General features: G+C 72.0%; 20 protein-coding genes. 9 read left to right on the top strand and 11 right to left on the bottom strand.

Annotated features, from left to right (window positions below):
* Nucleotides 1-69 precede the first annotated feature (69 nt).
* The 3 genes from O0S08_RS05530 (at nt 70) to O0S08_RS05520 (ending at nt 5,951) form a co-directional block, all read left to right on the top strand.
* Nucleotides 70-1,650 (top strand): chondroitinase-B domain-containing protein, encoded by a 1,581-nt coding sequence (locus O0S08_RS05530; protein ID WP_269037948.1) that lies wholly within the window; start codon nt 70-72, stop codon nt 1,648-1,650.
* A 381-nt stretch (nt 1,651-2,031) separates the two neighbouring features.
* Complete coding sequence (gene ggt / locus O0S08_RS05525; protein WP_269037947.1) at nt 2,032-3,753, top strand: gamma-glutamyltransferase; 1,722 nt, start codon at nt 2,032-2,034, stop codon at nt 3,751-3,753.
* Nucleotides 3,754-3,968: 215 nt separating this feature from the next.
* Complete coding sequence (locus O0S08_RS05520; protein WP_269037946.1) at nt 3,969-5,951, top strand: IgGFc-binding protein; 1,983 nt, start codon at nt 3,969-3,971, stop codon at nt 5,949-5,951.
* Between the two features lie 73 nt (nt 5,952-6,024).
* Here O0S08_RS05520 and O0S08_RS05515 read toward each other — a convergent pair whose 3' ends face one another.
* Nucleotides 6,025-6,594, bottom strand: coding sequence for a hypothetical protein (locus O0S08_RS05515; RefSeq protein ID WP_269037945.1), 570 nt, complete (start codon nt 6,592-6,594; stop codon nt 6,025-6,027).
* A 287-nt stretch (nt 6,595-6,881) separates the two neighbouring features.
* Between O0S08_RS05515 and O0S08_RS05510 the strand changes: the two genes are divergently transcribed.
* Entirely contained in the window at nt 6,882-7,457 is a 576-nt protein-coding gene (locus O0S08_RS05510) for a hypothetical protein (RefSeq protein ID WP_269037944.1), read from the top strand.
* A gap of 68 nt (nt 7,458-7,525) precedes the next feature.
* Here O0S08_RS05510 and O0S08_RS05505 read toward each other — a convergent pair whose 3' ends face one another.
* The 4 genes from O0S08_RS05505 to O0S08_RS05490 form a co-directional block, all read right to left on the bottom strand.
* Nucleotides 7,526-8,356, bottom strand: a complete 831-nt coding sequence (locus tag O0S08_RS05505) for an SDR family NAD(P)-dependent oxidoreductase (RefSeq protein WP_269037943.1) — start codon at nt 8,354-8,356, stop codon at nt 7,526-7,528.
* A 37-nt stretch (nt 8,357-8,393) separates the two neighbouring features.
* Entirely contained in the window at nt 8,394-9,830 is a 1,437-nt protein-coding gene (locus tag O0S08_RS05500) for a hypothetical protein (protein WP_269037942.1), read from the bottom strand.
* Nucleotides 9,831-9,891: 61 nt separating this feature from the next.
* Complete coding sequence (locus O0S08_RS05495; RefSeq protein ID WP_269037941.1) at nt 9,892-12,558, bottom strand: M16 family metallopeptidase; 2,667 nt, start codon at nt 12,556-12,558, stop codon at nt 9,892-9,894.
* A gap of 176 nt (nt 12,559-12,734) precedes the next feature.
* On the bottom strand, nt 12,735-14,006 hold the full coding sequence (locus O0S08_RS05490; RefSeq protein ID WP_269037940.1) for a M28 family metallopeptidase: 1,272 nt from the start codon (nt 14,004-14,006) through the stop codon (nt 12,735-12,737).
* A gap of 297 nt (nt 14,007-14,303) precedes the next feature.
* Here O0S08_RS05490 and O0S08_RS05485 point away from each other — a divergent pair, with 297 nt between their 5' ends.
* Nucleotides 14,304-14,672: a hypothetical protein gene (locus O0S08_RS05485; RefSeq protein ID WP_269037939.1), complete on the top strand. Its 369-nt coding sequence runs from the start codon at nt 14,304-14,306 to the stop codon at nt 14,670-14,672.
* Here O0S08_RS05485 and O0S08_RS05480 read toward each other — a convergent pair.
* Nucleotides 14,669-16,585 (bottom strand): lipoxygenase family protein, encoded by a 1,917-nt coding sequence (locus tag O0S08_RS05480; RefSeq protein ID WP_269037938.1) that lies wholly within the window; start codon nt 16,583-16,585, stop codon nt 14,669-14,671. The two genes, O0S08_RS05485 and O0S08_RS05480, sit on opposite strands and share 4 nt — an antisense overlap.
* A gap of 261 nt (nt 16,586-16,846) precedes the next feature.
* Here O0S08_RS05480 and O0S08_RS05475 point away from each other — a divergent pair, with 261 nt between their 5' ends.
* Nucleotides 16,847-17,557: a GTP-binding protein gene (locus tag O0S08_RS05475; protein WP_269037937.1), complete on the top strand. Its 711-nt coding sequence runs from the start codon at nt 16,847-16,849 to the stop codon at nt 17,555-17,557.
* 76 nt (nt 17,558-17,633) lie between these two features.
* Here the strand turns inward: O0S08_RS05475 and O0S08_RS05470 are convergent, their stop codons facing one another.
* The 5 genes from O0S08_RS05470 to O0S08_RS05450 form a co-directional block, all read right to left on the bottom strand.
* A complete protein-coding gene (locus O0S08_RS05470; RefSeq protein WP_269037936.1) occupies nt 17,634-18,272 on the bottom strand; it encodes an isochorismatase family protein in 639 nt (212 codons plus the stop codon).
* A 188-nt stretch (nt 18,273-18,460) separates the two neighbouring features.
* Nucleotides 18,461-20,803 (bottom strand): PKD domain-containing protein, encoded by a 2,343-nt coding sequence (locus O0S08_RS05465; RefSeq protein WP_269037935.1) that lies wholly within the window; start codon nt 20,801-20,803, stop codon nt 18,461-18,463.
* 11 nt (nt 20,804-20,814) lie between these two features.
* Entirely contained in the window at nt 20,815-22,512 is a 1,698-nt protein-coding gene (locus O0S08_RS05460; RefSeq protein ID WP_269037934.1) for an Ig-like domain-containing protein, read from the bottom strand.
* Nucleotides 22,513-22,600: 88 nt separating this feature from the next.
* Nucleotides 22,601-23,053: a DUF2062 domain-containing protein gene (locus O0S08_RS05455; protein ID WP_269037933.1), complete on the bottom strand. Its 453-nt coding sequence runs from the start codon at nt 23,051-23,053 to the stop codon at nt 22,601-22,603.
* Complete coding sequence (locus O0S08_RS05450; RefSeq protein WP_269037932.1) at nt 23,053-23,412, bottom strand: hypothetical protein; 360 nt, start codon at nt 23,410-23,412, stop codon at nt 23,053-23,055. Before O0S08_RS05450 ends, O0S08_RS05455 begins: the two co-directional genes overlap by 1 nt.
* Before the next feature lie 130 nt (nt 23,413-23,542).
* Here O0S08_RS05450 and O0S08_RS05445 point away from each other — a divergent pair, with 130 nt between their 5' ends.
* From O0S08_RS05445 to O0S08_RS05435, 3 genes are read left to right on the top strand one after another with little or no spacing between them, the layout of a single operon-like run.
* Nucleotides 23,543-24,145 carry a TetR/AcrR family transcriptional regulator gene (locus O0S08_RS05445; protein ID WP_269037930.1) on the top strand — a complete coding sequence of 201 codons (603 nt, stop codon included), beginning with the start codon at nt 23,543-23,545 and terminating at the stop codon, nt 24,143-24,145.
* 2 nt (nt 24,146-24,147) lie between these two features.
* Nucleotides 24,148-25,317, top strand: a complete 1,170-nt coding sequence (locus tag O0S08_RS05440) for a ferritin-like domain-containing protein (RefSeq protein ID WP_269037929.1) — start codon at nt 24,148-24,150, stop codon at nt 25,315-25,317.
* Entirely contained in the window at nt 25,317-25,784 is a 468-nt protein-coding gene (locus O0S08_RS05435; RefSeq protein ID WP_269037928.1) for an SMI1/KNR4 family protein, read from the top strand. Before O0S08_RS05440 ends, O0S08_RS05435 begins: the two co-directional genes overlap by 1 nt.
* Nucleotides 25,785-25,989 lie beyond the last annotated feature (205 nt).

The following is a 25,989-nucleotide window of genomic DNA, read 5'->3' as shown; positions in this document are numbered from 1 at the left end:
CTCGGAGGTGACGAGTAATTTCACGGACCCGTCAGCGAACGCGCGTCGGCGCGGTGTTACCGTCGCGCCATGCATCGCTTGCGCCTCGTCGTCTCGTCGCTCCTCGTCACCGCATTGGCCGGCACCACGGCCCGGGCCGCCGACGTGCCGGTGGCCGACGTCGACGCGCTCCTGCAGGCCATCGCCGCCGCTCAGCCCGGCGACACCATCGTCCTCGCCGCCGGCGAGTACGAGGTGCACCAGAGCAAGATCGCCTGCGAGGCGGCCGGCACCGCCGACGCCCCGATCGTCGTCCGCGCCGCCGAGCCGGGCGCGGCCAAGCTGCGCTTCGACGCGGTCGAGGGCTTCCACGTGCGCGCCCCGTTCTGGCGCTTCGAGGGCCTCGACATCGAGGGCATCTGCGCCGCCGACAGCGACTGCGAGCACGCCTTCCACGTCACCGGCGCCGCCAGCGGCACGCACATCGTCGGCAACCGCCTGCACGGCTTCAACGCCATGATCAAGGGCAACGGCGAGCCGATCGGGCCGAACATGGCCTACGAGCACCCCGACGACGTCGTCGTCGAGTACAACGAGTTCTTCAACGAGGCCCCCCGCGACACCGGCAACCCGGTCACGCCGATCGACGTCGTCGGCGGCCAGCGGTGGATCGTCCGCGGCAACTTCATCCACGACCACGCCAAGGGCGGCGGCGACGGCATCAGCTACGCCGCCTTCCTCAAGGGCCACTCGAAGGACGGCCTCATCGAGCGCAACCTGGTCGTGTGCGAGCTGCTCCACAGCGGCCAGGTCCGCCTCGGCCTGTCGCTCGGCGGCGGCGGCTCTGGGCCCGACATGATCTGCGAGGACGGCGCGTGCAAGCCGGAGCACGAGCGGGGGATCGTGCGCAACAACCTGATCCTCAACTGCCCGGCCGACGTCGGCATCTACGTCAACGCCGGCGCCGACTCGAAGATTCTCAACAACACCCTCTACAACACCGGCGGCGTCGACATGCGCTTCGCCGAGACCACCGGCGTCGTCCACAACAACCTGATGAACGGCAAGATCCGCGACCGCGACGGCGCCGTCACCGACAAGCAGAACAACCTCGTCGAGGCCACCCTCGAGCAATTCGCCGCGTGGTTCGCCGACCCGGCCGCGCAGGATTTCACCCTGGTCGACGGCGCCGCCTTCGTCGACCTCGGCCTCGCGGTGCCCGAGGTCACCGACGATTACTGCGGCAACGATCGCAACGACGGCGCGCCCGACATCGGCGCGATCGAGTACGACGGCGAGGGCTGCAACGGCGGCCTGCCGGTCCCCGGCGGCAGCGGCGGCGAGACCACGACCACCGGCGATCCGACCGGCGGCGACCCCACCGGCGATCCCACCACCGGCGGCGACACCAGCGGTGATCCCGGCGAGCCGACCGGCGGCCCGACGACCGCGAATCCGAGCGGCACGAGCGGCGAGACGTCGAGCGGCGAGCCGACCGGCGGCGCCACCACGCAACCAGGCACCGACGGCGGCAGCGCCACCGCCGGCGACACCTCCCCGGGCGTCGACGACGACAGCGGCTGCGGCTGCCGCAGCGACGCGCCCGCGAGCGGCCCGCTCGCCCTGCTCGCCCTCGCGGGCCTGCTCCGCCGCCGTCGCCGTCATTCGTAGCAGCCGCCCGCCGCCCGCTGCGGCCGTCCCGGCCCTCGCGGGCCTGCGTCGGCCTCGAAGTCATTCGTGGCAGTCGCCCGCCGGGCGTCGAATCATTCGTAGCAGTCGTCCGCACGACGGCTGCTGCGCCGCCCCGGCCGCGCCCCGTGAGCGAATCGTCGCGGCGCTCGCCGACGTCGCCCTCGCTCCTGTCGCCGTTCGCCCGCCGCGAGCGGCCCGTCCGCGGCCCGTCCTCACCGCCCTGTCGGCGTCGATGCATTCGTGGCAGACCTGAATTTGCCGGGCCCGGTTGCCGCCGATCTGCCGCGTGCCATCCTCCTGCGCTCCGCGATCCTCACAATCGCCGGGCGAACGACCGGCGTCGCGGCGAACGGAGCCCGCATGCGCGCAATCATTGTCCACACCTTGACCTTCGCCGCCCTCGCCCTGCCCGCGACCCCCGCCGCGGCCGCGGAGATGGCGACCGCCATCGGGCCGATCGTCGGCGGCAAGGACGGCATGGTCGTCTCGTCGAGCAGCGAGGCCGCGCGGGTCGGCGCCGAGGTCCTGGCCGCCGGCGGCAACGCGGTGGACGCCGCGGTCGCCGTCCAGTTCGCGCTCGGCGTCGCCGAGCCGGGCTTCTCCGGCATCGGCGGCGGCGGCTTCATGATCGTCTACGACGTCGACGCCGACGAGGTCACCGTCATCGACAGCCGCGAGCGCGCCCCGGCCAGCGCCAAGCCGAAGATGTTCCTCAAGAAGAACGGCGAGCCGATCGCCTTCGCCAAGCGGCGCACCCTCGGCGTCGCCGTCGGCGTCCCGGGCGCGCTGGCCGGGGCCGAGGCCGCGCGGGCCAAGTTCGGCACGCGGCCGCTCGCCGAGCTGATCGCCCCCGCCATCGAGCTGGCCGAGCACGGCGTGATCGTCAGCCAGCTGCTGGCGGCCAGCGTGCGCGAGCACGAGGAGGTGCTCGCGGCCAACCCGGCCGCCAGCGCCCTGTTTTTGCCCGGCGACCAGCCGCTGTCGATCGGCGACCTGCTGGTCCAGCCCGAGCTCGCCGACACCCTGCGCCTCATCGCCGAGGATGGCATCGACGCCTTCTATCACGGCCCGATCGGCCAGGCCTTCGTCGCCGAGGTCCAGGCTGCCGGCGGCGGCATGAAGATGTCCGACCTCGACAATTATCAGGTCACCCTCGACGAGCCCGTGCGCGGCGAGTACGGCGATTACGAGATCGTCACCACCGCCCCGCCGAGCTCCGGCGGCCTCACCGTATTGCAGATCCTCGACCTGCTCGAGGTCCTCGATCCCGGGCAATACCCCTTCGACTCCAGCCTCCGCTATCACCTCGTGATGAAGGCGATGCACCTCGCCTTCGCCGACCGCAACGCCTACCTCGGCGACCCCGAGTTCGTCGACATCCCGCTGGACGACTGGCTCGACCCCAAGTACATCCAGAAGCGCGCCGCGCTGATCGACCTCAAGGAGAACACCTGCCCGCTGCCGTCCGGCGAGCTCTCCGGGGCGCCTGCGCCGGCGGCGACGGCCGAGCTCTCGAACGGCCACCCGCAGACCACCCACGCCAACGTCGCCGACCGCTGGGGCAACCTCGTCGCCTTCACCGTCAGCATCGAGCAGCACTACGGCACCGGCCGCCTGTTGCCGGGCTACGGCTTCTTCCTCAACAACGAGCTGACCGACTTCAGCCCCTTCCCCGGGCGGCCCAACTCCGTCGCGCCGGACAAGCGGCCGCTCAGCAGCATGGCCCCGACTCTGGTGTTCCAGGGCGGCGAGCCGGTCTACGTCATCGGCTCCCCCGGCGGCCCGCGGATCATCGGCGCGGTCGCCCAGGTCCTGCTCAACCTGCTCGAGTACGGCCTCGACCGCGAGCACGCGATCGCCATGCCCCGCGTCTACAGCGCCGTCTGCAGCGAGAAGGCCCGCTGGGAGAGCGACCTCTCGCTCACCATCCGCGACGAGCTCGAGGAGCTCGGCCACCGCTTCCTCGACGAGCCGGCCGAGGTCGGCGACGTCGGCCTCATCGCCATCGAGGGCGACACCTACGTCGGCGTCGCCGACCCACGCCGCGACGGCGTCGCCGTTGGCATCACCCGCGCCGAGTGAGCCGCGCGGACCGCGAAGGGAAATCACCTGTCCTCAGGTGCATGTCCTCGCGGCTGGGTTCGCGCGCGTGCGACCCCGCCATCGAGCTCCGGACAGGCGACCGCACCGAAAACGCGCCCACGCTCGCGCCTCGTGTGTTGAGTCGCCCGCCTCGCCGCCGCGCGACGCGGCCTGCGCCGCGCGAGCGAGCCGGCGGCCGCTGGTAGGATGGCGGCATGACGATGGCTTCGCTTCGCCCGTTCGTGTCCCGCGCGCCCCTGTTCTTGTCGGCGATCCTCACCGCTTGCAGTGATGATGGCGGCCCGGTCGCCAGCGAAGGCAACAGCGCGCCTACCTCGGTCTCGACCGCGCCGACCACCGACACCGCCAACCCTGGCACCGAGACCGGCCCCGGCCCCACCACCAGCACCAGCACCAGCACCAGCGGCGACTCGATCACCGGCACCACCGGCACCACCGTCGACGACCCGACGTCGACCACCGGCACCACGTCCACCACCACCACCGGCGACACCACCGGCCCGGTGAACACCACCGGCACCGACAGCGACGCGACCACCGTCGATCCGAGCCTCGGCACCACCACCGACACCGGCGGCACGTGCATCAAGTGCACCGCCGACCTCCACGGCATCGAGACCTGCACCGGCCAGCCCGTCGACACCTGCGAGGGCACCGACGGCTGCGACGCTGAAATGGTCGCCTGCATCAACGCCTGTCAGGCGGCCGAGAACAGCAAGCAGTCGGTCGGTTGCGAGTACTACGCCACCTTCATGCAGCACCACGACGGTCCGCAGTCGCGCTGCTTCGCCGCCTTCGTCGCCAACACCTGGAACACCCCGGCCAAGCTCTCGGTCACGCGCCAGGGCCAGAACCTCGACATCGCCCAGTTCGCACGGATCCCCAGCGGCATGGGCCCCGCCCTCACCTACGGCCCCTACGACCCGAACGCCGGCCTGCCCCCGGGCGAGGTAGCGATCCTCTTCCTCGCCGGGCCGAAGGGCAACCCGATGCCGGGCTCCGCCCCGTGTCCGGTCGACAGCGCCGTGCCGCAGGGTGCCGCGGTCGCCGGGACTGGCCTCGGGGACAGCTTCCGGATCAGCTCCGACGTCCCGGTGGTCGCCTACCAGATCAACCCCTACGGCGGCGGCAGCGCGGCCGTCACCGGCGCCTCGCTGCTGCTGCCGACCAGCGCGTGGGACACCAACTACGTCATCATCAATTCGCTGCCGGCCTCGGTCGGTCAGCCCTCGGCCAACATCGTCGCCCATCACGACGGCACCAAGGTCACCATCGAGCCGGTCGTCGCGCTGAACGGCGGCGGCGGGATCCCTGCCGGCCAGGCCGGCGTCCCCGTCGAATTCATGCTCAACGCCGGCCAGCACGCCCAGCTGACCCAGGGCGCCGAGCTCACCGGCAGCGTGATCCAGTCCGACAAGCCGATCGGCCTGATGGGCGGTCACACCGGCATGCAGGCCCCTGTCGGCACCTCGTACTCCGACCACGCCGAGCAGATGATCCCGCCGATCCGCGCGCTCGGCAGCGAGTACGTCGGCGTCATGTACCGCCCGCGTGTCAACGAGCCGGCGATCTGGCGGGTCGTCGGCGCGGTCGATGGCACCGAGCTGACGTGGAGCACTGACGTCGGCGGCCCGGCCACTCTGGCCCGCGGCCAGAAGGCCGAGTTCATCAGCAGCACCCCGTTCGTGGTCAAGAGCCAGGACGAGGAGCACCCCTTCTTCCTGTTCACGTACATGAGCGGCTCGGGCTGGCAGCCCAACCTCAACGGCCACGGCGACTCCGACTACGTCATCAGCGTCCCGGTCGACCAGTACCTGCCGCGCTACGTGTTCTTCACCGACCCGACCTACCCCGAGACCAACCTCGTGCTCGTGCGCAAGAAGACCGAGGCCGACGTGTTCGAAGACGTCACGCTCGACTGCAGCGGCGTGGTCGGCGGCTGGCAGCCGGTCGGCGACTACGAGTGGACCCGCGTCGACCTCAGCACCGGCGACTTCCAGCCGGTCGCCGGCTGCTCGACCGGCCGTCACGAGATCACCAGCGAGGGCCGCTTCGGCATGTGGATCTGGGGCTGGGGCAGCCCGAAGACCTCCATCTTCACGCAGAACGTGTCCTACGGCTACCCCGCCGGCATGAACGTCCAGCTCATCAACGACGTGATCATCATCCCGCAGTGACGCTTTCTCATGACCGAACGGACATGCCCTATCAGTCATGTCCTTTCAAACACTCGGTCGATTGCGCGATCTCTCAGCCCTCGAGGCGCGGCCACTCCGGCATGCCCTTCGGATCGAGGTCGATCGCCACCGGGTGCCCTGCCGTCAGCTCGTCGGCGGAGAACAGCAAGGTCGCCTCGCCGGCGGCGTAGACCGTGACCGCGTCGAGCCGGAGCGAATCGCGGACCTGCGCCTCGGAGCGCGTCGCGCCCGCCGCCCACAGCGACACTTTTTTGAAGACCCACGCCGCGAGCATGTGCTTCGCCGTCTCCAGGTGCGCGCGGACGCGATCCATCGCGCCCTGCACCGTCCCGACCAGCTCCGCGTCCTCGACGTCGACGACCAGCAGGCGGACGCCGCTGGTGTCCGTGCCCTGCCAGCCGCGCGGGCTGGAGGTCAGCGCGGCGACGCTCTCGACCACGACCTTGCGCGCCCCCTCGGCGAGGATCTTCTCCAGCTCGACGAGCTCCTCGGCGCTCAAGATCGTCCACGACGACGAGCCATCGGCGTTACGGATCCGCACTTCCCGCTCGCGGACGGAGAATTCTATGCCGGCGCGGATCCTGGCGGCGATGGTCTCGGCTCTACGACGCGCGTCACTCATACCACCGTCAGTATTGGCGACGACGCCGGCACTCTCAAGGAGAGCCGCGTGCCGGCTGCCTCGGCCTTGCCGCTCCGCGGCCGAGGAGGGGCTCAGCCACGAGAGGCGCGGAAGCCGGCGGCGCCCCACGCCTCGCCCGCCATCCGCGCCGAGGACTCGCCCTGCGACACCCGGTCCTCGTACCCGAGCGCCTCGTCGGTCGGGCCCCGGAAGCGAGCGCCATCCTTCACGCCCTCGAGGCGGGGCCGCTGGCAGATCGGCGTGGGGGGCGTGCTACAAGCGCCCCGATGCCCGACGACGCGCCCCTCGACGGTACGCTCGCCGCGCTCGCGCGAGGGGGCCTGAGCGACGTGCTCGTGCTCGGCCTCCGCCATTCCGACGATCTCCCGCTGCCCTTCTACCGGCCGTTCCTCCTCGCGGGGTTCTGGCTCGAACTCGGCGACGGGGTCGTCTGGTTCGAGGCCTCTCAGGGCTTCCTGGCCGCGACCCCGGCCGCGCGCCCGGAGCTGCCCGTCTGGGTCGATCACGACGGCGCCGAAGACATGTGCATCCTCAGCGGCGCGGGCTTCACCCTCGACCCCGCGCGCGAGCCCGCCCCGATCTCCGCGCTCGAGCTGGTCGCCAGGGACGACGACGCCCTGCGCGAGGCCAGGATCGCCGCGGTGTTCCTGCGCTGCACCGACGGCGCCGAGCTGTTCGCGCACGCCTGGTCGTTCGACGGCGTCACTTTCGGTCGCGCGCCGGAGTACGCGACCTGGCGCGAGGAGAATTCGTACTTCGCGGGCTGGGGACGCTTCCGCTGGGAGGCCGGGGACCTGCCGTGGACGTGGGCCTCGCGACGGACGCTCGCAATGCGCCCGTGAACACCGACGTGGTCGTTCGGTTCGAGCACGACCACGTCGACGACGCTCAGTCAGGGCGAAGCTCGCGCTCAGATGTGCTTGCGCGTGACCGCGACGGTGAGGCGCTGGTACAGCGCCGGCAGGAGCCGGACCATCAGGTCGATCATGTACGCGTCGGGGCCGACGAGCACGCGCCGCTTGTCCTTCGCGACCCCGCGCAGGATCGTCTCGGCCGCCGACTCGGCGCTGGTGATGAAATTCTTCTCGAACTTCAGGTTCGCGCTCTTCGGGTCGGCGCCGAGCGTGGCGATGCTGGGGTCGACGCGGCCGGCGCGGGCGATGTTGGTCTTGATCCCGCCGGGGTGGACGCTGGTGGCCGAGACGCCGCAGCGGAGGATGTCGAGCTCCTGGCGCAGCGACTCGGTGAAGCCGCGGACCGCGAACTTGGCCGCGTTGTAGGCCGACTGCGACGGCACGCCGATGAGGCCGAACACCGACGACGTGTTGACGACGTGGCCCTCGCCCGCCGCCTTGAGGTGGGGCAAGAAGGCGCGCGTGCCGTGGACCACGCCCCAGAAGTTGATGTTCATCAGCCACTCGAAGTCTTCCAGGCGCATGCCCTCGACCGTCGCGCCGAGGCCGACTCCGGCGTTGTTGAAGATCAGGTTGACCTTGCCGTGGTCGCGCACCACCTGGTCGGCCCACGCGTAGATGGCCTCGCGGTCGGCCACGTCGACGCGCTGCGTCGTCACCTCGACGGCGCTGCCCTGCAGCAGCGCCGCGGTCTCGGCCAGCCCCTGCTCGTTCACGTCGCTCAGCGCGAGGTGGCAGCCGCGCCGCGCCAGCGACTGCGCCAGGGTGCGGCCCATGCCGGAGCCGGCGCCGGTGATCGCCGCGACCTTGTCGGTGAAGCTCTTCATGCCCGGTGGATAGCAGCTTTGCCGCCGCCGGCCCAGCTCATTCATCCTTCAGGAACACCGCCTGCACCCACCCGCACGTGCCGCCGTTCTGGCACGGCGCGCACGCCCCCGGGTCCTGGGCCGAGCAGCCGCCGCCGGCCCCCACGCCGTCGCTCGCCGGCGTCAGCGTCGGCGCGCCGCTGGCGATGACCTCGACGAAGTCCCACAGCACGCCCTGCGCGTCGCGGGTATGATAATAGGACTGCACGCGGTCGCCGTAGTGCAGCCAGTGCTTGGTCGTGCTGTTCTGGGCCCAGTACAGATAGGCGCCGAACGGGTACACCAGGAAGAAGTCGGGGTCGTTGCCGTTGGCGAAGCAGGCGATCGACGGGTGCGGCACGTCCTTGCCGCACGGGTGCGTCCCCGCCGGGTAGCTGACGATCTTGCGGTGGGCCGTCGGCGTCAGGGCGCCGCCGCTCATGGCCCCGCACTCGAGCCGGCCGCAGTCGTCGGCCCCCTCGCTGCACGGGTTGGCCGCCCCGCAGGTGATGTTGCCGCCGGCGCACGCCATCGGCTGGCCGCACGCCGCGCTGGCCTCGTAGTCGAGCCCCGCCGGCCCGCGCGCGCACGGGTGCGCCGGGTCGAACCCCGCGAACACCATCACCGCCGGGTCGTAGTAGATCCACCCCTGCATGTGGCTCGCCCCCGAATACGCGTACCCCCAATAGAACCCGCCGATCCCGGCCCGCAGCGGCGGCGCGCTGTCGGTGCAGGCGGCGATGCCCGGGTTGCCGCAGGTGTCCCCGCTCTGGCAGTCGCCCGCCGGCATGTACCACGGCCCCGTCGTCGACAGGCCGATGTACGAGCCGGCCGGGATCGTCTGCAGCACCACGCCCTTGCTCGTCGGCCCCGGCGCGAACACCTGATTCGGGTCGCCGGAGAAATCACCGGAGTACTGCAGCACCGGCGCGACCGCGCGGAACGGGTAATAGCCAGCGTTGATGCCCCTCGCGGTCCACGCCTGCGAGAGGTCGCCGCAGCGCCCGCCGCCCTCGGTCGTCACCGCCTCCGCCGGCTTGCACGCCGCGGCCCCGCACTGGTTCGGCGCCACGCCGTTGCCGCACACCTGGTCCCCGGGACATGTCCCACAGTTCAGCGTCCCGCCGCAGCCGTCGGCCAGCTCGCCGCAGACCGCCCCCGCCGCGGCGCAGTCGGTCGGCACGCAGCCGGTCGGGTCGGGCGGGGCGGTCGTCGTCGCGCTCGTGGTCGGCGCGCTCGACGTCGTCGCGCTCGTCGGCGACGTCGTGCTCGCCGTGGCGTCCGTCGTCGCCGCGGGGTCCGTCGTGACCGGCTCGTCGGTGGTGCTCGCGCCGCTGCTCGCCGGGCCCCCGCTCGCCGCAGTCGTGGCGCTCGCGTTCGGCTCGCCCGAATCACCGCACCCGGCGAGGACGACCGCGAGACCCATCATTCCGTGACAGATCGACATCACACGCATCACTCGCGTATGCCAGAGTTCGCGCCGCCTGCCAACCGCGCGAATGCAGGGTCTTCCGCGGCTACGGCGAGCTCAGCGTTTCGCAGGCCGCGGTGCGCTCCTGCGGGCCGACGCAGACCTTGAACAGTCGTTCGGGCGCGAGCACGCGGGCGAGCAGCCCGGCGATCGCGTCGGCCGTGGCCTCGACCACCTCGCGCGCCTCGTTGCGATAAAAGTCGGGCGGCAGGCCGTGGCCGGCGAGGAAGGTCAGTCGATCGGCGATCGCGCTGCTGTCGGACGCCTGGGCGAGCAGGCGCGCCGCGACCGGCCGCTGCGCCGCCGCCAGCACGCGGGCCACACCCTCGGGCGTCCGCAGGCGCGCCAGCGCCTGGCGCAGTTCGGCGATCCCCTGGTCGAGGTGCGCCGCGTCGATGTCGCCGCCGATCAAGATCATCTCGGCGTCGCACAGATCCTCGCGGGTGACCCAAAAGCCATACGAGACCCCGAGCCGCTCGCGCACGTCCTCGGCGGCGTCCTCGAGCAGCTGCCGCACCAGCGCCAGAGTCCCGCTGTCGCGGCGCAGCTCGCTCGGCACCACGAATCCGAGCAGCACCCCGATCTGCCGCCCGCCGCCCCCCGGGTCCACTCGGACGACCGCCGGGTTCACGTTCGGGGCCGGCCGACTCGCGCGGCTCGGCGCCTCCGCGGCGGCGCCCCACGGCGCTTGCCGGCCGCCGAACGCCGCCTTCACGTGCTCCCGTGCGACCGCCTCGTCGAACCCGCCGGCGACGACCAGCGTGGCCCGCCCGGCGCGGAAGTGCTGCTCGCGGAAGGCGACGATCGCCGCGTCGTCGAATTGGTCGGGCTCGTAGGGATCGCCCACCAGCTCGTCGCAAGTGTCGAGGCGCTGGCGGGCGATCTGCCGCCGCACCGACTCGGCGCGCCGCATCTCGTCCACCCCGTCGCGCACCCGCTCGAGCGCCGCCCTGCGCTCCTTGAAATCGTACTCCCCGGCGACAGCCACCGCCGCCAACCCGCGCAGCAAATGATCGGTCTCGCTCGCCAGCCCGCGCGTCTTGAACACGGACACGTCGAGGTTGAAGGACCCGTCCAGCTCGGCCCCCCCGGCCCTCAGCCGCGCCATTGCCTTGGCGTGCGGGCCCTTCTCCGGCGGCTTCAACAGCGCCATTGCCATCGGCGCCAGCAGCGGGTGCTCGCGCGGGGCGTCGACGATCCCGGCCGCGATCATCAGGCGCACGTCGACCATCGGGCTCGACGACGGCGCGAGCACCACAGTCAGCCCGTTCTCCAGGGTGTAGCGGGTGCTGCGTCGGCTCGCGGGGATCTCCGCCAGGAGCCTCGCCGCGACGTCCGGCCGGGCGGTGACCGGCTGGTCGTCGTCCGCCAGCCGGGCCACCGCGGCCAACCCCGTCCCGGCCTGCGTCCGCCCCGGAGCGAGCTCGAACTTCCCCACGCGCTCGCGGGCCAGCACCTGCTCCGCCACGCGCGTCAGCGCGGCCGGAGTGAGCCGGTCGAGCGCCCGCAGGTCGCTCGCCAGCGCTCCGAGCCGCGATCCGTCCGCGACCTCGACCAGGCGCTCCGCTCGCGCGTCGAGGCGTTCGTAGCGCGTGGCCGCCGCGAGCCGCTGCCGGCCCCGCAGCGGCTCGACCACCTTCTTGTCGGCGACGTCCTTGCGGACGTTGCGGATCGCCTCGTCCAGCACCCGCTCGGCGAACTCCCGCGCGTCGATCGTCGCGCCGGTGATGGCGAACACCACCGAGGGCGCGGCCTGTCCGCCGATGGGACCGACCTCGAACTTCGGAGACCCGGGCTCCCACTCGAGCAGCCGGCGAACCTCGGCCTCGACCAGCTCGACGAGGATCTCGGCGAAGCGCCCGTCCTTGCTGCCTGCCGGCGGGAGGTGGAGCACCAGCGCCATGCCCCACCCTCCCGGCAGCCCGACCAGCGTGTCGCGCCCGCCGACCCCGGCCACCGGCGGCACCACGACCTCCGGCAGCGACGGGCGCGACGCGACCCGCTGCAGCGTCGTCTCGGCGGCCGCCAGCGCGGCGGCCTCGGTCACGCCGCCGGTGATCACGACCGACGCGTTGCCCGGCGTGAAGCGACCGCGCAAATAATCACACGCGTCTGCGACAGTCAGCGCCGACACGGTGTCCGGCGTGCCGCCGATCAGGTGCCCGTAGGGGTGCTCCGGCGAATAGACGCCGGCCACCAGGTCGTTCAGCACGCCCGTCGAGCCGCGCATGCGGAACTCGATCTCGCTCAGCACGACGTTGCGCTCGCGCGTGAACACCTCGGGGCTCACCTCGCACGAGCCGTCGAGCGCCGACGCGAACAGCCCCAGCACCGTCGGCAGGTGGGCCGCCACCGTCCGCGCGGTGAAGTCGACGAAGTCGGCGTCGGTCGTCCCGCTGTACAGCAGCGCCTCCTCCCCCATCGCTGCCAGCAGCGTCCGCCCGTCGGCCAGCGTCCGCGCGAACGCCAGGTGCTCGCTGAAGTGCGCCAGCCCGGCCTGCGCCCGCGCCTCGTTGCGGCTCCCCGCGCGCACGCGCATGTGCACCTGCACGAGGTCGCCGGACGAATCGGGGGCCACGTACAGCCGAAGGCCGTTGGCGAAGCTCCGCCACGCGCCCTCGGGCCCCCGCGCCGCCCGCGGCAGCCGGGCGGTCCCGCAACCTGCGAGGATCCACGCCAGCAGGACCAGCCAGCGGCCGCCCCCCCGCGCCATTGCCCGCAGCGGCCAATGCCTGCACCCTCGCCGGCTCGTCGATCGAGAATCACGGGCGGGTCGCTGCGGCGCGCGGGTCAATGCAGTGACTGCGTATCACAGCCGCCTGGGCGGCACACCCCGCAATCGCGACGCACCCGCGCGGGCGGAATTCCCCCTGACTCCAGCCCGCGGGATCACAGCAGCAGGCACGCCGCCGTCGGCACCTCGCTGTCGACCGCGAGCAGGCACTGCGCGCGCAGGCTGATCTGCACGATCTCGCGCGCCTCCCCCTCGCTCGGCTCGCGACCCGCCGACGCCAGCGCTCGCGCCCGCGCCAGGTCGGCCTGCAGGCGCGGCCGCGCGAGCCCGGTGAATTCGTCGGTCCCGCGGGCCCCGCCCTCGCCGAGCCCGGCCGCCAGCAGCTCGGCGAGCACGGCCGCGTCGGCGGACCGCACCGGCTGGTCGCGGGCCCAGGCTGGCCGATCGGGCATGTCCGCGAGGACACGTACGTGCGCCTCGACCACGTCGACCGCCGCCAGCATCTTGTCGTACTTCAGGGTCTCGGGCGTGTCGGTCGGCTGGTGGTAATGCGGCGAGCGCCCGGTCGAGACGAACAGCGACGGGATCTCGCCGGCGAAGAACGCCCCGTGGTCGCTGAACGCCTGCCGCCCCTGCGGCAGCTCCTCGACCAGGCGCAGGTGCATCGCCCGCACCGGCAGCCGCGGGTCGTCGGCCAGCGCCGGCTCGGGTCGCTGCGCGAAGGTCTCGCGGCCCATCACGTACAGCGGCGAGCGATGGCCCGCCCACAGATCGCCGCCCATCAGGTCGAGGCAGACCACCGCGACCAGCTGCTCGCGCGCGATCGTCGGGTGCGCCACGAAGTAGTTCGAGCCCATCGTCGCGGTGCGGTAGTCGGGCGGCTCCTCGGCGTCGAAGGCCGCCAGCAGCACGCTGCGCGCCGGCGGGTCGGCGGCCAGGCGGCGCGCCACCGCCAGCGCCACCGCCACGCCGCTGGCGTTGTCGTCGGCCCCGGGATGGACGACCCCGTCGAGCTCGCCGAGGTGGTCGTAGTGGGCCGCCAGCACCACGTGCTCGCCGGCCCGCGCCGGGTCGCGCCCCGGCGCCCGCGCCAGCACGTTGGCGCCGCGCGGCAGCGGCTGCTCGAAAGACCCTGTCTCTCCGGCCATCTCGAGCCCGTACGCCTGCAGCCCGGCGACGATCGCCGCCCGGGCCGCCGCCCCGCCGGGACTGCCGTTGTCGCGCCCGGCCAGCCCCGGCCCCGCCAGCAGTCGGGCCCAGCAGCGCAGCGCCGCGGCCTCGTCGCGCTCGCCCGCGCAGGAGGTCCGCGGGGTCGCGACCGCGGGCGTCGCCGGAACGTCGGGCGCCGGGGCCACCCGACCCGCGCCCCCGCGCTCACCGCAGGCGACCAGCAGGCAAGCGGCGACGAGCAGGCGGCCGGGCGACATCCGCGCCAGGGTAACACGGCGCCCATTCGCTGCGCGGGCGAGCGCGACGTCTCACCGGGGTCGGAAGACCGCACATCGCGTAAAGGATCGGGCTGCCCCCTGCGCAATGACCCGCACCGCGGACGAGCCGCGGCGTCGACGCGGTGAATTGTGCGCCCGTATACCAAAATTTCGTGTTGCCCAACGCCGCGCCGCTTTCTACATTCCTCCCCTGAATCGGAAGGTCGGTATGATCAACCGTCATTTCGCCCCCTCCCGGCTTTCGAGCCGCCCGCCGCACGACACGAGAGGGGCGCGATGCTCGACGTAGACATCGACGTCGAGGTCGAGGTCGTCGCCCCGCCGCCGAACGGCGCGCCGCTCGACTTCCGCGAGCGGCTGGTGCTGGCCCTCAAGACGACCGACGCCAGGGTGCTCGAGGCCGCCGAGCGGGCCTTCCGTGGCGTGTGGCCGAGCATCCACGACTACATCGTCGAGCGGGTGGCGGCCGACCTGCCGCCCGGGCTGGGCTGGGTGCTCGGCTGTTGCGACCCCCGCGGGCTGCGGCGCGGCTACGAGGCCGGCGTGCGCGAGTTGTGGGCCATCCCGCTGGGTCAGGGCCAGGCCATGGTGTTCGAGAGCGACCAGGCCCCCGCCGAGGCGTCGGGCATTTGGCGCGCGTTTTAGATGTTGATCGACTGCGGGATCTGCGACGGCAGCAGATAGCGGTACGCCGGCCGCCGCAGGTTGCGCTCGGAGATCGTCCGCTCCACCTCCGCCAGCCTGCGCCCGAACGCCGCCTCGAGCTCTCTGCCCGCGTCGGGTCCGAACCAGCTCGCGGGACCCCGCGAGTACTGGCCGAGGCGGCCGTGGTAATGCGTGCCCAGCAATTTTAAAATAAACAGCTGAATGTGCGCCGATTCGTGGTCAGGCAGCATTTGCATGTACTCGGCCTCGGACACCGCCGGCCCGGCGGGCAGCGGCCCGTGCAGCGCCAGCGGGTAGTGCGGCGAATAGACCATCGGGTCCGCCTGCGGGAAGTTCACCGCCGCGTGCTGGGCGCTGCCGTTCCACACGATCTGGGTGATCATCTGGATCAGGTAGCCGCGGGTCCGGACCTGCGCTCCGTCCTCGCCGACGCCGCGGATGCCGCCCCCGACCTGCCTGCCGGCCGCGTCCGTCGCCCCGTGGACGCCGACCTGCCGCACCATCGCCTGCAGCTCGCCGTCCAGGGCGACCTCCTCGTCGCTGCGGTAGTGATGCTGGACGTAGCCGGCCACGAACGACTCGATCGCCGCCCACACCAGCTCGCCGTCGTCGCGGTACGGATAATCGCGCAGGACCGCCGCGTCGTCGACCCCGCGGGCCGCCAGCTGCCGCGGGAACATCGACGCGTTGAAATCATAAGACTGCACCGCCTGCGCGCACAGTTGAATCGCCCCGCCGATCGTGGGCAGCAGCAGCTTGTCGACGTAGCCCGCCGGCGACACCAGCGATTGATCCGCGCCGGCGTTGATCGACAGCGTCCCCTCGAAGTGCGGCACCAGCAGGCGATGCAGCGGATGGCGCGCCGACAAATTGTTGTGCACCGCCAGGCAGAACGCCTCCTGGACCAGGTGCGTCAGGCCGAGGTGGCTCACTGTCTCGTGGACAGTGCCGTCGGCCGCGTGGACCGCCGCCTTGGCCGCCGTCCACGCCAGGCCGTCGCGCGGGGTGAACACCGGGTAGCGCCGGCCGCGATGGCCTTGCGGGAACAGCTGAATCGCGATCGGCACCAGCCGCCCGCCGATCGCCGAGAACAACGCCAGCGGCGCGACCAGGGCCTTCGCCCGCCCGCCCTCGGCGTAGGCCGCCTCGCGGGCCTTGTAGGCCGCGTCCCAGCCGACCGGGTCGGTCGCGTAATCGATGGTGATCCCCGCGGGCACCGGCACCGAGCCGGGCTGCAGCGCGAGCAGCTCGCGGTACTCGCAGACGAACAGCCGGCCCTCGGCCGCCGCGGCCGCGAGGGTGTCGGCCTCGCCGGCGGCCGCCGCGTAGTGCTCGGCGGTCACCGCGAAGTCCGGCGGCAACCCTGCCCGCGGGTCGACGCGGCGGAGCCACGCCGGGTTGGGCCCCGCGAGGCGCATGCGGGCGAACGTCGAATCGAGGTGCAGCTCGGCGACCTCCGCCGGCTTCTCCCACTCGTGGAACAGCCCGGCGTAATCGGCGAGGCGGGAGATCGCCAGCCCCGGCTCGCCGGCGACCACCACCTCGCCCACCTCGCGCAGCGCGCCGGACAGCCCGTCCGCCTCGACTGCGCGCAGGAGCTCCGCCACCTGCGACCGCTCGGGCAGCCCCGACACCTTCACCGCATTGACCACCAGGCGCGCCGCCACGCCCGTCAGCCCGCGCCGCCAGCCCGGCTCCGGCCGCTCGTCGTCGGCCAGCGCCTCGCACATCGCCAGGCCGCGGATGTTCGCCTTGTCGTAGCTGTAGCGATACGCCTCGCGGGCGAGCTCGAGCCTGCGCTCGCGCCCGGCCGGGTCCGGATCGTCACCCGGGAGGCTGAGCTGCGGCGGCAACAGTTCGAAGGGCGGCGCGACGTCGGCGAGCGGATTCATAGGACCTCGATTCGAGAATGCTGTCACACGGGCCGGCGCCGGGCTGGCCGAAGTCGGACAGCCGGTGGCCACCGGTCGGCCACCGCGCGAGGACCTCGGCGCGCAGCGATTGCCGGCTCGCGAGTTCGCCGACCTCGCGCGACCGGCCGTCCGCGATCGGCCATCAGGATGCGGACGGCGGGGGGCGCGAAACCGCGCAAAGCACGCACACGCGGCCCCCTTGCCGGATCTGCCGGGATTTCCGACCATGCCCCTTCAGCAGTGTCCTTCATCAACACCAAGGCCGGCGAGATCGGCGTCAAGGTCGTCTACTTCGGGCCCGCGCTGGCCGGCAAGTCGACGAACATCCGCACGCTCCACCGCAAGACGCGGCCGGCCCTGCGCGGACGGCTCGACGAGATCGCGGGCGTCGAGCCGATGCTGTCGTTCGACTTCGCCCCGGACACCTTGCCGCGGATCGCCGATCGTTACCGCGTGCGGCTCCACCTCGTCACCGTGCCCGGGCCGGTGCTGAGCCCCGTCTCGCGCAAGCTGGTGCTGAAGGGCGTCGACGCGGTCGTGTTCGTCGCCGACACCCAGGAGGAGGGCGGCGAGCTGGTGCGGTTCGAGGACAACGTCGAGTCGATGCAGCAGCTGCTGACGCTGCTCGACGACCTCGGGGTCGACAGCGCGGTCATGCCGATGGTGCTGCAGTACAACAAGCGCGACCTGGTCGAGGGCACCGCCCTGCTGCCGCAGGAGTCGGGACATTCGCAGCCGATCGTCCTGTCGACCCTCGAGGCGCTCGACGAGGCGATCAACCCCAACGGCCTGCCCACGGTCGAGGCCGTCGCCACCGAGGGCGTCGGCGTGATGGACACCCTGCGGATCGTCGTCAAGGACCTGCTCGAGCCGCTGCGGGCCGAGTACGAGGGCAGCGGCGACCGCTATCCGATCGCCGCCGGCAGCTCGGGCGGCTGGCCCCGCGTGTGATCGCCACGGACATGTCCTCGGGGACAGGCGTCGGCCGTGGGGGGACGGCGGCACCTGCCCCGAGGGACAGCCGCGATCAATCCTCCTTGTTCGCCTTGTACGAGTCGATCAGGTGCTTGTAGTTGGGCACGTGGTCGACCATCAGCTTCTTGAAGCCGGGCTCGTCCTCCCGCCAGTCGCGCATCAGCTCCGACGCGACCGCGAACCACGACATCGGGCAGGCGCCGGCGTGGACCATGCGGGCCAGCGCCCCGGCGGTCGAGCCGATACAGAGCGAGCCGGACGCGTCGGTGACGACGTAGACCTTGTAGCCGGCCTCGAGCGCCGACAGGGTCACGAATGCGACGCACACGTCGGTCGTGATGCCGGCGACGATAAGCTGCTTTCGGTTGGTCTTCTTGACCGCCTTGACGAACTCGGCGTTGTCCCAGGCGTTGATCTCCCCCTCGCGGCGGACGATCTTGGGGTTCGGCAGGCGCTCGCGCAGCACCGGCATCAGCGGCCCGTTGGGGCCGTCCTCTTTGCTGGTGGTGGCCACCGTCGGCAGCTTGAACAGCTTGGCGATGTCGGCCAGAGCGCAGACGTTTTGCTCGAGGTCGACGGGGCTGTGGTCGTGGACCAGCTGAAACAGGCCCGACTGGTGGTCGATGATCAGGAGGGCCGCCTCGTCCTTGTTCAGGCGGTCATACTTGGCTTTTGCGCGTTCGGTTTCCATGAGGTGTCCTTTCGAACATGTGCGCAGGCGAGCGGTGCATCCCGCCGCCTGCGACCGGACACCATAGCCGCCGCCCGCGGCGCGCCAGCCTCCGCCCACCGCGCCCGCCTGCCGCCCCCACGACCGCATCGGCGGCCGGGGCTGCGCGATCGGCCGCGGCCGGCGCGGCGCGCCCGTGCGCGCGGGCGTCAGTCGACCTGTCCGTCGAGACAGAGCAGATACGCCACCAGCGCGGCGCGCTCCTCGTCGTCGAGCGCGCCCGTGACCCCGTGGAGGTCGTCCGGGTTCTCGCCGCCGATCACGTCGAACAGCGTCGCCGCCGAGCCGTCGTGCAGGTACGGCGGCGTCCGCCACAGCCCGTGCAGGCTCGGCGTGTCGAGCCCCGTCAGCGGCATCCCGAGCCGCTGCCCCGAGCCCGGGCCGATCGTCCCGACGTCGTGCAGCAGCGGCACGCCCGGGTCGACCCACTGGCTGTCCGTGAGGCGCTGTCCCTTGTGACATGTCGTACAGGCCAGCTCCGCCGACTCGAACAGCGCCCGCCCGAGCTCGGCCTCCGGGGTCAGCTCGCCGAGCGGCCCGCGGAACGGGCTGTGCGGCTCCTCGGTCAGGGTCGCCAGGTAGGCCGCCAGCGCGTCGAGGTCTTCGCTGAGCCCGGCCTTGGGGTCGCCCAGGGTCTGGCTGTGCGTCCCGGCCTCCCAGTCGTCGTCGGTCAGCAGGCCCGCGCCGCCGAAGCCGCCGCGGATGTCGTTCTCGAAGTCCTGGACCTCGTCGAAGTTGGCGCTCCAGTGGATCGGCCCGTCGCCCGCGCCGGCGTGGCCGAGCAGCGCCGCCGTGTCGCGCAGGCCCTCGCCGCGCTCGCTGAAGTCCCACACCTGCAGGTCCGACTCGCCGTCGAGGTGGCAGTGGGCGCAGGCGATGTAGTCGTCCTTGCTGAGGCGGTCGTCCTCGCTGTCGTTGAACAGCTGCTTGCCGCGCAGCACCGCCGGCGCCAGCGGCTCGGCGCTGGCGATCGGCAGCCGCGCCTCCTCGGGCCCCGGCTCGTCGAACCTGCGCGTGTCGTAGACCACCAGCTCGCGCGCCAGCGACGCGTCGACGAACAGCCACCGGCCGTCGCGCGACGCCGCCAGGCCCTCGGGCGCGTAGCCGACCTTGAACAGGTTGCCCGAGTTGTCGCCGCTGAACACGTCGATCCGCTCGACCGTCTGCGGCCCGCGCGTCGCCACGTAGAGGTAGTCGCCGTGCGGGCTGAACACCGCCGCCGACGCCAGGCCGCGGTTGTCGAACTGCTTGCGCCGCTCGAACTGCTCCGCCCCGCCCGGCAGCGCCACGTAGGCGACGATCGCCCGCATCACCTGGTCGGGGTCGAGGGTGTGCCCGTTGAGGAACAGCCCCTGCATCACGTTGACCTGCAGCGCCGGCAACGCCGCCAGGTCGCCCGTCGGCGACACCGCGATCTGCGACAGATAGCTCGGCACCCCGCCGACCTCGGTGTCCGAGGCCAGTTGCGGGTCCAGCTGCAGCGGCCACGCCTCGACCACCGCGCCTTGCGCGACGTCGACGACCGACACCACCCCGCCGCTCGTCGGCGAGCGCCAGCGCGTCACCGCCACCCGCCCGTCGGGCAGGATCGTCACCCCGCGGGCGTCGAAGCCGACCTCGATCATGTCCTCGAGGACAGGCGGGTTCTGACCGTCGAACCCGATCACCGCCAGCCGCCCCGGCCCCTGCAGCGCCGCGTACACCGTCTGCCCCAGGCCGACCACCCCGAACGGCCGCGACCCGTGGCCGAGGTCGAGGCTGAAGCTCTCGCCGCCGCGCCCGGACAGGCGGTGGAACTCGATCGCCCCCGCGTCCTGGGCGGCGACCGCGATCCACCCGCCGATGTCGGTGAGCGTACGCGGCCCGGCCGCGGTGGCGATCCACCGCTGGTCCCAGCCCTCGCCCTGCTCCTCGCTCTTCCGCGCCGCGACCATCACCTCGTTCGAGTCGGCGCTGACCACCGCCACCGTCAACGGGTCGCTCTCGCGCCAGATCGCCACCGTGCTGCTGTGCCGCGGCTCCCACACCGCCTGCCGCGTCGCCGTGATCGTCACCGACGCCGCCAGCTTGCCGCCCTGGCCGTCGTGGACCGTCAAGATCGGCTTGTAACGACCTGGCTCGGCGTACATGACCGTAAAGACAGGGTCCGGCGACGGCTCGCTCGCCGGCGAGCCGTCGCCCGGGTCCCACTGGAACAGCACCGCCCCGGTCGACGCCGAGCCGTCGAGCACCACCGGCTCGCCGATCCGCACGTAGCGCGGCTCGCCCGGATCGGGGTGCAGCGGCCCGACCGGCCCGGTCGTCCCGGTCGTCGGCTCCCCCGTCGTCGGCGCCTCGCCGGTCGCGTCGCCGGTGCTCGCGCCGCTCGAGTCACCTGTCCCGGAGGACACCTCGTTGCCGGTCGCCCCGTCGCTCGTCCCGGTCGACGCCGCCGGCCCGGGGTCCTGGCAGCCGGCGACGACAAGACCGGAGAGACATGTCCGAAGTACCATGCAGCGCGTCATCACCCGCCCGCCGTGGTGAAGGTGATCGTGAACGGCTCGGCGATCGCGTTGCCGTTGTAGTCGTGGATCCCGCCGGCCGGCACCTCGAGGGTGTACTGGGTGCCGGGCTTGAGCGGGGCCCCGGGCGAGAAGTTGACGATCACCTCCTGGGCGCTGACGTGGCCGTCGACGCGGGTCAGCGCCGGGTCGGTCCCGGTCTCGTACAGCCGCACCGACCCCGCCCACGCGCTCTTGGTCGCCACGAACTCGTTGAAGGTCAGGCCGAAGCGCGACGTGAGCGGCAGGTCGGTGGCCCCGTCGGCCGGCCAGGCCCACGTCACCCGCGGCGGCGTCGTGTCGACCTCCTTGGCCCACGGCACGATCGTCGACCCCCGGTCGGCGTCGGCCTTGTCGTCGACGCTCAGCACCGCGACGTTGCCGATCGGCGTGATCGTGTCGAGGTCGCCGGTCAGCGTCATCGTCCGCACCGGCGTCGGGTCGGACGGGTCGGTGAGGTCGTAGATGTTGGCGAACTCCGACTCGCCGACGAACGCGAACTCGTCCTTGACGAACACGTAGCCGCCGTTGCCGCCGCTGGCGAAGTCGCCGACCAGCGCCGGCGCGCCCGGGTTCGAGATGTCGTAGACGATCAGGCCGCCGCCGCCCTCCTTCGGCGCGTAGTAGGCGTGGCCGCCGGCCAGGTTGCTGAAGTACGCCTCGCGCGGGATGGCGAACTCGCCGCCGGCGATCGGCTGCGGGAAGTCGGGCTTCGACACGTCGAGCAGCGCCGTGCGCACCCCCTCGGCCGCGCTCGTCATCAACAGGTTGCCGACCACCTGCACCTGCCCGGCGCGCAGGATCGGGTCGAACTTGTGCTGCGCCACCAGCTCGGGGCTGTACGGGTCCGACGCGTCGATGATGAAGATCCCGTTGTCGGCCCCGGCCACGTAGAGGTACGGCACCTGCCAGAACACCGACAGGGTGACGCGCTGGTAGGCGTCCGGGTAGAAGAAGTTCGGCACCTCGACCTTCGACACCACCTCCATCGCCGTCGGGTCGGTGATGTCCCAGATCTCGATCCCACCCCCGAGCAACAGTCGCATCTGGTCGACCGCCATGTACCAGCGGTCGCCGTAGTTGGCGAAGCCGAGGCTGTGGCTCTCGCGCATCTCCGGCGATTGATGCGAGCCGATCGCCTTCGGCGCGCAAGGGTCGCTCACGTCGTAGAACGTCACCCCCGCGTTGACCCCGTACTCCGGCGCCCACGGCATCAGCAGGTAGCCGTTGAACATCTGCACGAGGTTGTGGTGCTCCTCGGTGTCGTGCAGCTCGCCGTTGCCGACGTCGCCGTCCATCCCGCCGTCGAGCGTCGCGCACTCGACCCCGAGCTGCGCGTCGGTGAAGCCGACCTGCGGCCCGCCCGGGCCCTCGTCCGGCGGGAACGCCCCCGGCTCGGGGTACGGGTTCGGCTCGGGCGCCTCGGTCGTCGCCGCCTCGCTGGTCGCCGCCTCGCTCGTGCTCGTCGGTGGCTCGCCCCCGCTCGCCGTCGACGCATCCCCCGAGCTCGTCGTCGTCGCCGGAGCGCCGGTCGTCTCGACGTCCGTCCCGCTCGACGTCGCCTGCGTGGTCGAGTCGTCGGTCGCGCTCGCGTTCGGCGTCGGCTCGCCGCAGCCGAGCACCGCCGCCGCCGCCGCAGTCATCACACGCATCCGCCTCATGGCGCGGTTATGCGGCGAAAGCCGCGCCCGATTCAATCCTCGCGCACGTGCCCGAGCGAGGGGCCTGCCAGGGACACCCGGCGGTCCGTCACGGCTCCTTGGCCGCCTCGTGCGTGCGCCGCCACTGGCGGACCGCCAGGTACACCAGCGTGTACGACAGCCCTGCGAGCGTCGGGATCGCCACCGCCGCCCCGAGCGCGAACGGCCCGAGCATCGACGTGAACAGGTCCCACCAGCCGGCCGCGTCGAGCGCCCGCAATTGCGCCCACGACGGCAGCGGGCGGCCCATCACCGCCAGCCCGAGATAGAGCTCGCCGGCGTAGAACACCGCGCCGGTGACCGGATTCACGACCGCGGTGCCGAGGTACGTCGCCGGGATGTTGAGCTTGAGGGCCGGGGCCAGGGCCAGCGCGATCAGCATGCCCGCGAACGGGATCGGGATCAGCGACAGCCCGACCCCGAGGGCGAACCCTCCGGCGACCCCTTGCGGCGTGCCGTTGAGCGCCAGCAGCTCGGCGACCCAGGTGCGGACCCGTCCCACTACTTCTTCTCGTCCTTCTCGAGCTCCGCGTTCGCGGCCTCCGCCCCGGCCTTGGCCGCGTCCTTGATCTGGTGCATCTCGGCCTTGCCCTTCTCGAGGGCCTCGCGCGCGCCCTGCTCGACCTTCTCGGCGCCGTGCTGGATCCGCTTGGCGGCGTCCTCGGCCCCGTCCTCGATCTTCTCGCCGGCCACCTTCGCCCCCGACTCGACCACGTCGACCGCCTTCTCGGCGCCCGAGCGGACCTTCTCCCCCGCCGCCTTGGCCGCCCGCGAGGCCGCGTCGATCGCCTCCTTCGTCTCCTCGGACGCGCGCTTGCTCGCTGCCGAGTCGCCGCAGCCGGCCAGAAGCCCCGAGAGCACGACCGCTAGCGCCTGAATTCTGTGTCCGCGCATGGCTTTCTCCTCTGAATCGGCCCAAGCGTGATCGCTAACCCGGGGCCGGACAAGCGGCGCTTGCATATCTACTCGGGAGTAGATATGGTCCTCGGCGATGGGTCGACCGGCAGCAGGGAGCGTCACCACGGCCACGCCCGAGCGCCTGCTCGACGCCGCCGACGCCGTGTTCGCCCAGCACGGGTTCCGCGGCGCCCGGCTCGAGGACATCGCCGCCGCCGCGGGCATCCGGCGGCCCTCGCTCCTCTATCACTTCCCCTCGAAGGAGCTGCTCTACAACGCGGTCGTGCGGCGCACCTTCCAGCGCCTGGGCGCCGCGCTGACCGAGGCGATGCTGCAGCCCTCGAGCTTCTCGGACCGCTTCGACGCCATCATCGACACGTACACCAACTTCCTCGAGGAGCACCCCGAGCTGGCGCGGATCCTCGTGTGGGAATTGCTCGACGGTCAGGGCCCCGGGCGCGTCGTATTGCTCGAGCAGGTGGTGCCGCTGCTCGACCTGACCGAGCGGTTCGCCCGCATCGAGGGCCGCCGCTACATCCGCCCCGACCTGCCCGTGCGCGCGGCGATCCTGCAGATCGCCAGCGACCTGGTGCTGCGCACCTCGGCCCGCGAATTCAAGAGCGCCCTGTGGGGCGATCAGGTCCACGCGCGGGTCCTCGCCCGCGCGCTGTTCTTCTCGAGCAACAGCGGAGAGTAACGATGCACGTCAAGGAGCTCCTCCACCAAGCCAGCGCCTACAACCCCAGCACGGTCCTGCAGAAGGTCCTGCGCAGCGGCAACGTCAAGGTCGCGCTGAACCTGCTGGGCCCGGCGATCCGCGGCCTCGTGCTCCACGGCGGGCGCAGCAGCACCAGCGAGATGCAGGCCAACCACAAGGCCCACTTCGACTGGACGTATCAGCGGACCCAGCCCGAGATGGCGCGCCTCTACGAGATCGCCAAGACCTCGCAGTGGAACGCGACCACCGACCTCGACTGGTCGATCGACGTCGACCCGTTCGACACCCGCAAGGAGCTGTTCCCCGAGCAGCTGTCGCCGCTGCCGAGCATCCCGGCCTACCGCAAGCTCGACGAGCGCGGCCAGCAGATCCAGCGCCACGCGCTCCTGGCGTGGATGTTGTCGCAGTTCCTGCACGGCGAGCAGGGGGCGCTGTTCGCCGCCTGCCAGGTCACCGAGGCGGTGCACTGGGTCGACGGCAAGCTCTACGGCAGCACCCAGGTGGTCGACGAGGGCCGCCACGTCGAGGTCTTCTACCGCTACCTCAACGACAAGCTCGGCAAGCTCTACACCGTCAACGACAACCTGTTCACCCTCATCGACGCGCTGATGACCGACGGCCGCTGGGACCTCAAGTTCCTCGGCATGCAGATCATGGTCGAGGGCCTGGCCCTGGCCGCGTTCGGCACCCTGCGCCAGACCAGCCGCGAGCCGCTGCTGCGCGAGCTGCTCAAGTACGTCATCACCGACGAGGCCCGCCACGTGCACTACGGCGTGCTGTCCCTGCGCGACTTCTACCACCAGCTGCCCGAGCCCGAGCGCCGCGAGCGCGAGGACTGGGCCTTCGAGGTCGCGGTGCTGATGCGCAACCGCTTCCTCGCCCACGAGTTTTATGATGAGTTCTACGGCCACGCCCTGTCGCGCAAGCAGTGGGACGAGCTGATCCTCAGCTCGACGTACATGCAGAACTTCCGCAAGACCATGTTCCGCCGGCTGGTCCCCAACCTCAAGCGGATCGGCCTGCTCACCGACCGCGTCCGCCCGCACTACGCCGCCCTCGGCCTGCTCGAGTGGGAGAACGAGCGCGCCGCCCCCGACATCACCGCCGGCGACCTGATCCGCGACTCCGACACCCCCGCCACGCTCAACTGATGGCGTCGCCCGATCCGCTGGACCTCGCCCTCGCCGACCTCCGCCGGCTGGCCCAGGCGAACGGGCGCCGGTTGACCGGGTGCACCGAGGCCGAGCTCCGCGAGCTCGAGGTCCACGCCGGCGGCCCGCTCCCGCGCGCCTATCGACGCCTCATGGCGCTCGCCGGCTGCGACGCCGGCGGCTTCATGCAGGGCACCGACTGGCAATACCCGCTGGTGTCCGAGTTGCGCGCCGAGGCCGACGAGCTGCTCCTCGAGCACGGCCTCGGCCCTCTACCCGCCGATCTGTTCGTGTTCTCGATGCACCAGGGTTACGCCCTCTGCGGCTTCCACCTCGGCGCCTCCGACGATCCTCACGTCGTCGCGTTCGTCCATGGCCTGGACCGCGCGCTGCGGCGCACGCCGCGGACCTTCTCGGCCTGGCTCGCGGCCAGCGTCGCGCAAGAGCTCGCCGCCCGTTGCAGGTGAGCGGCGCGCGCGCTCGCCTGTCTTCGAGGACATATCATCGATCGGCGCGCCGTCATCGACATGTCCTGAAGGACATCTTCATCAAAGGCCACCTCGCCCGTCCTCGACCCACCGGCGCGCAGGCGTCCAGCCCACGCCTGACTGCCGGCACCTCGCTCCTCTCGTCCGCCCGCCGGCCATCGTGGGGTCGCCCGCACCCGTCGTC

Source organism: Nannocystis punicea, from assembly GCF_026965555.1.
GTDB classification, from domain to species: Bacteria; Myxococcota_A; Polyangia; order Nannocystales; family Nannocystaceae; genus Nannocystis; species Nannocystis punicea.
Note: the sequence above shows the minus strand (reverse complement) of the source record. Positions and strands in the feature narration are given on the sequence as shown.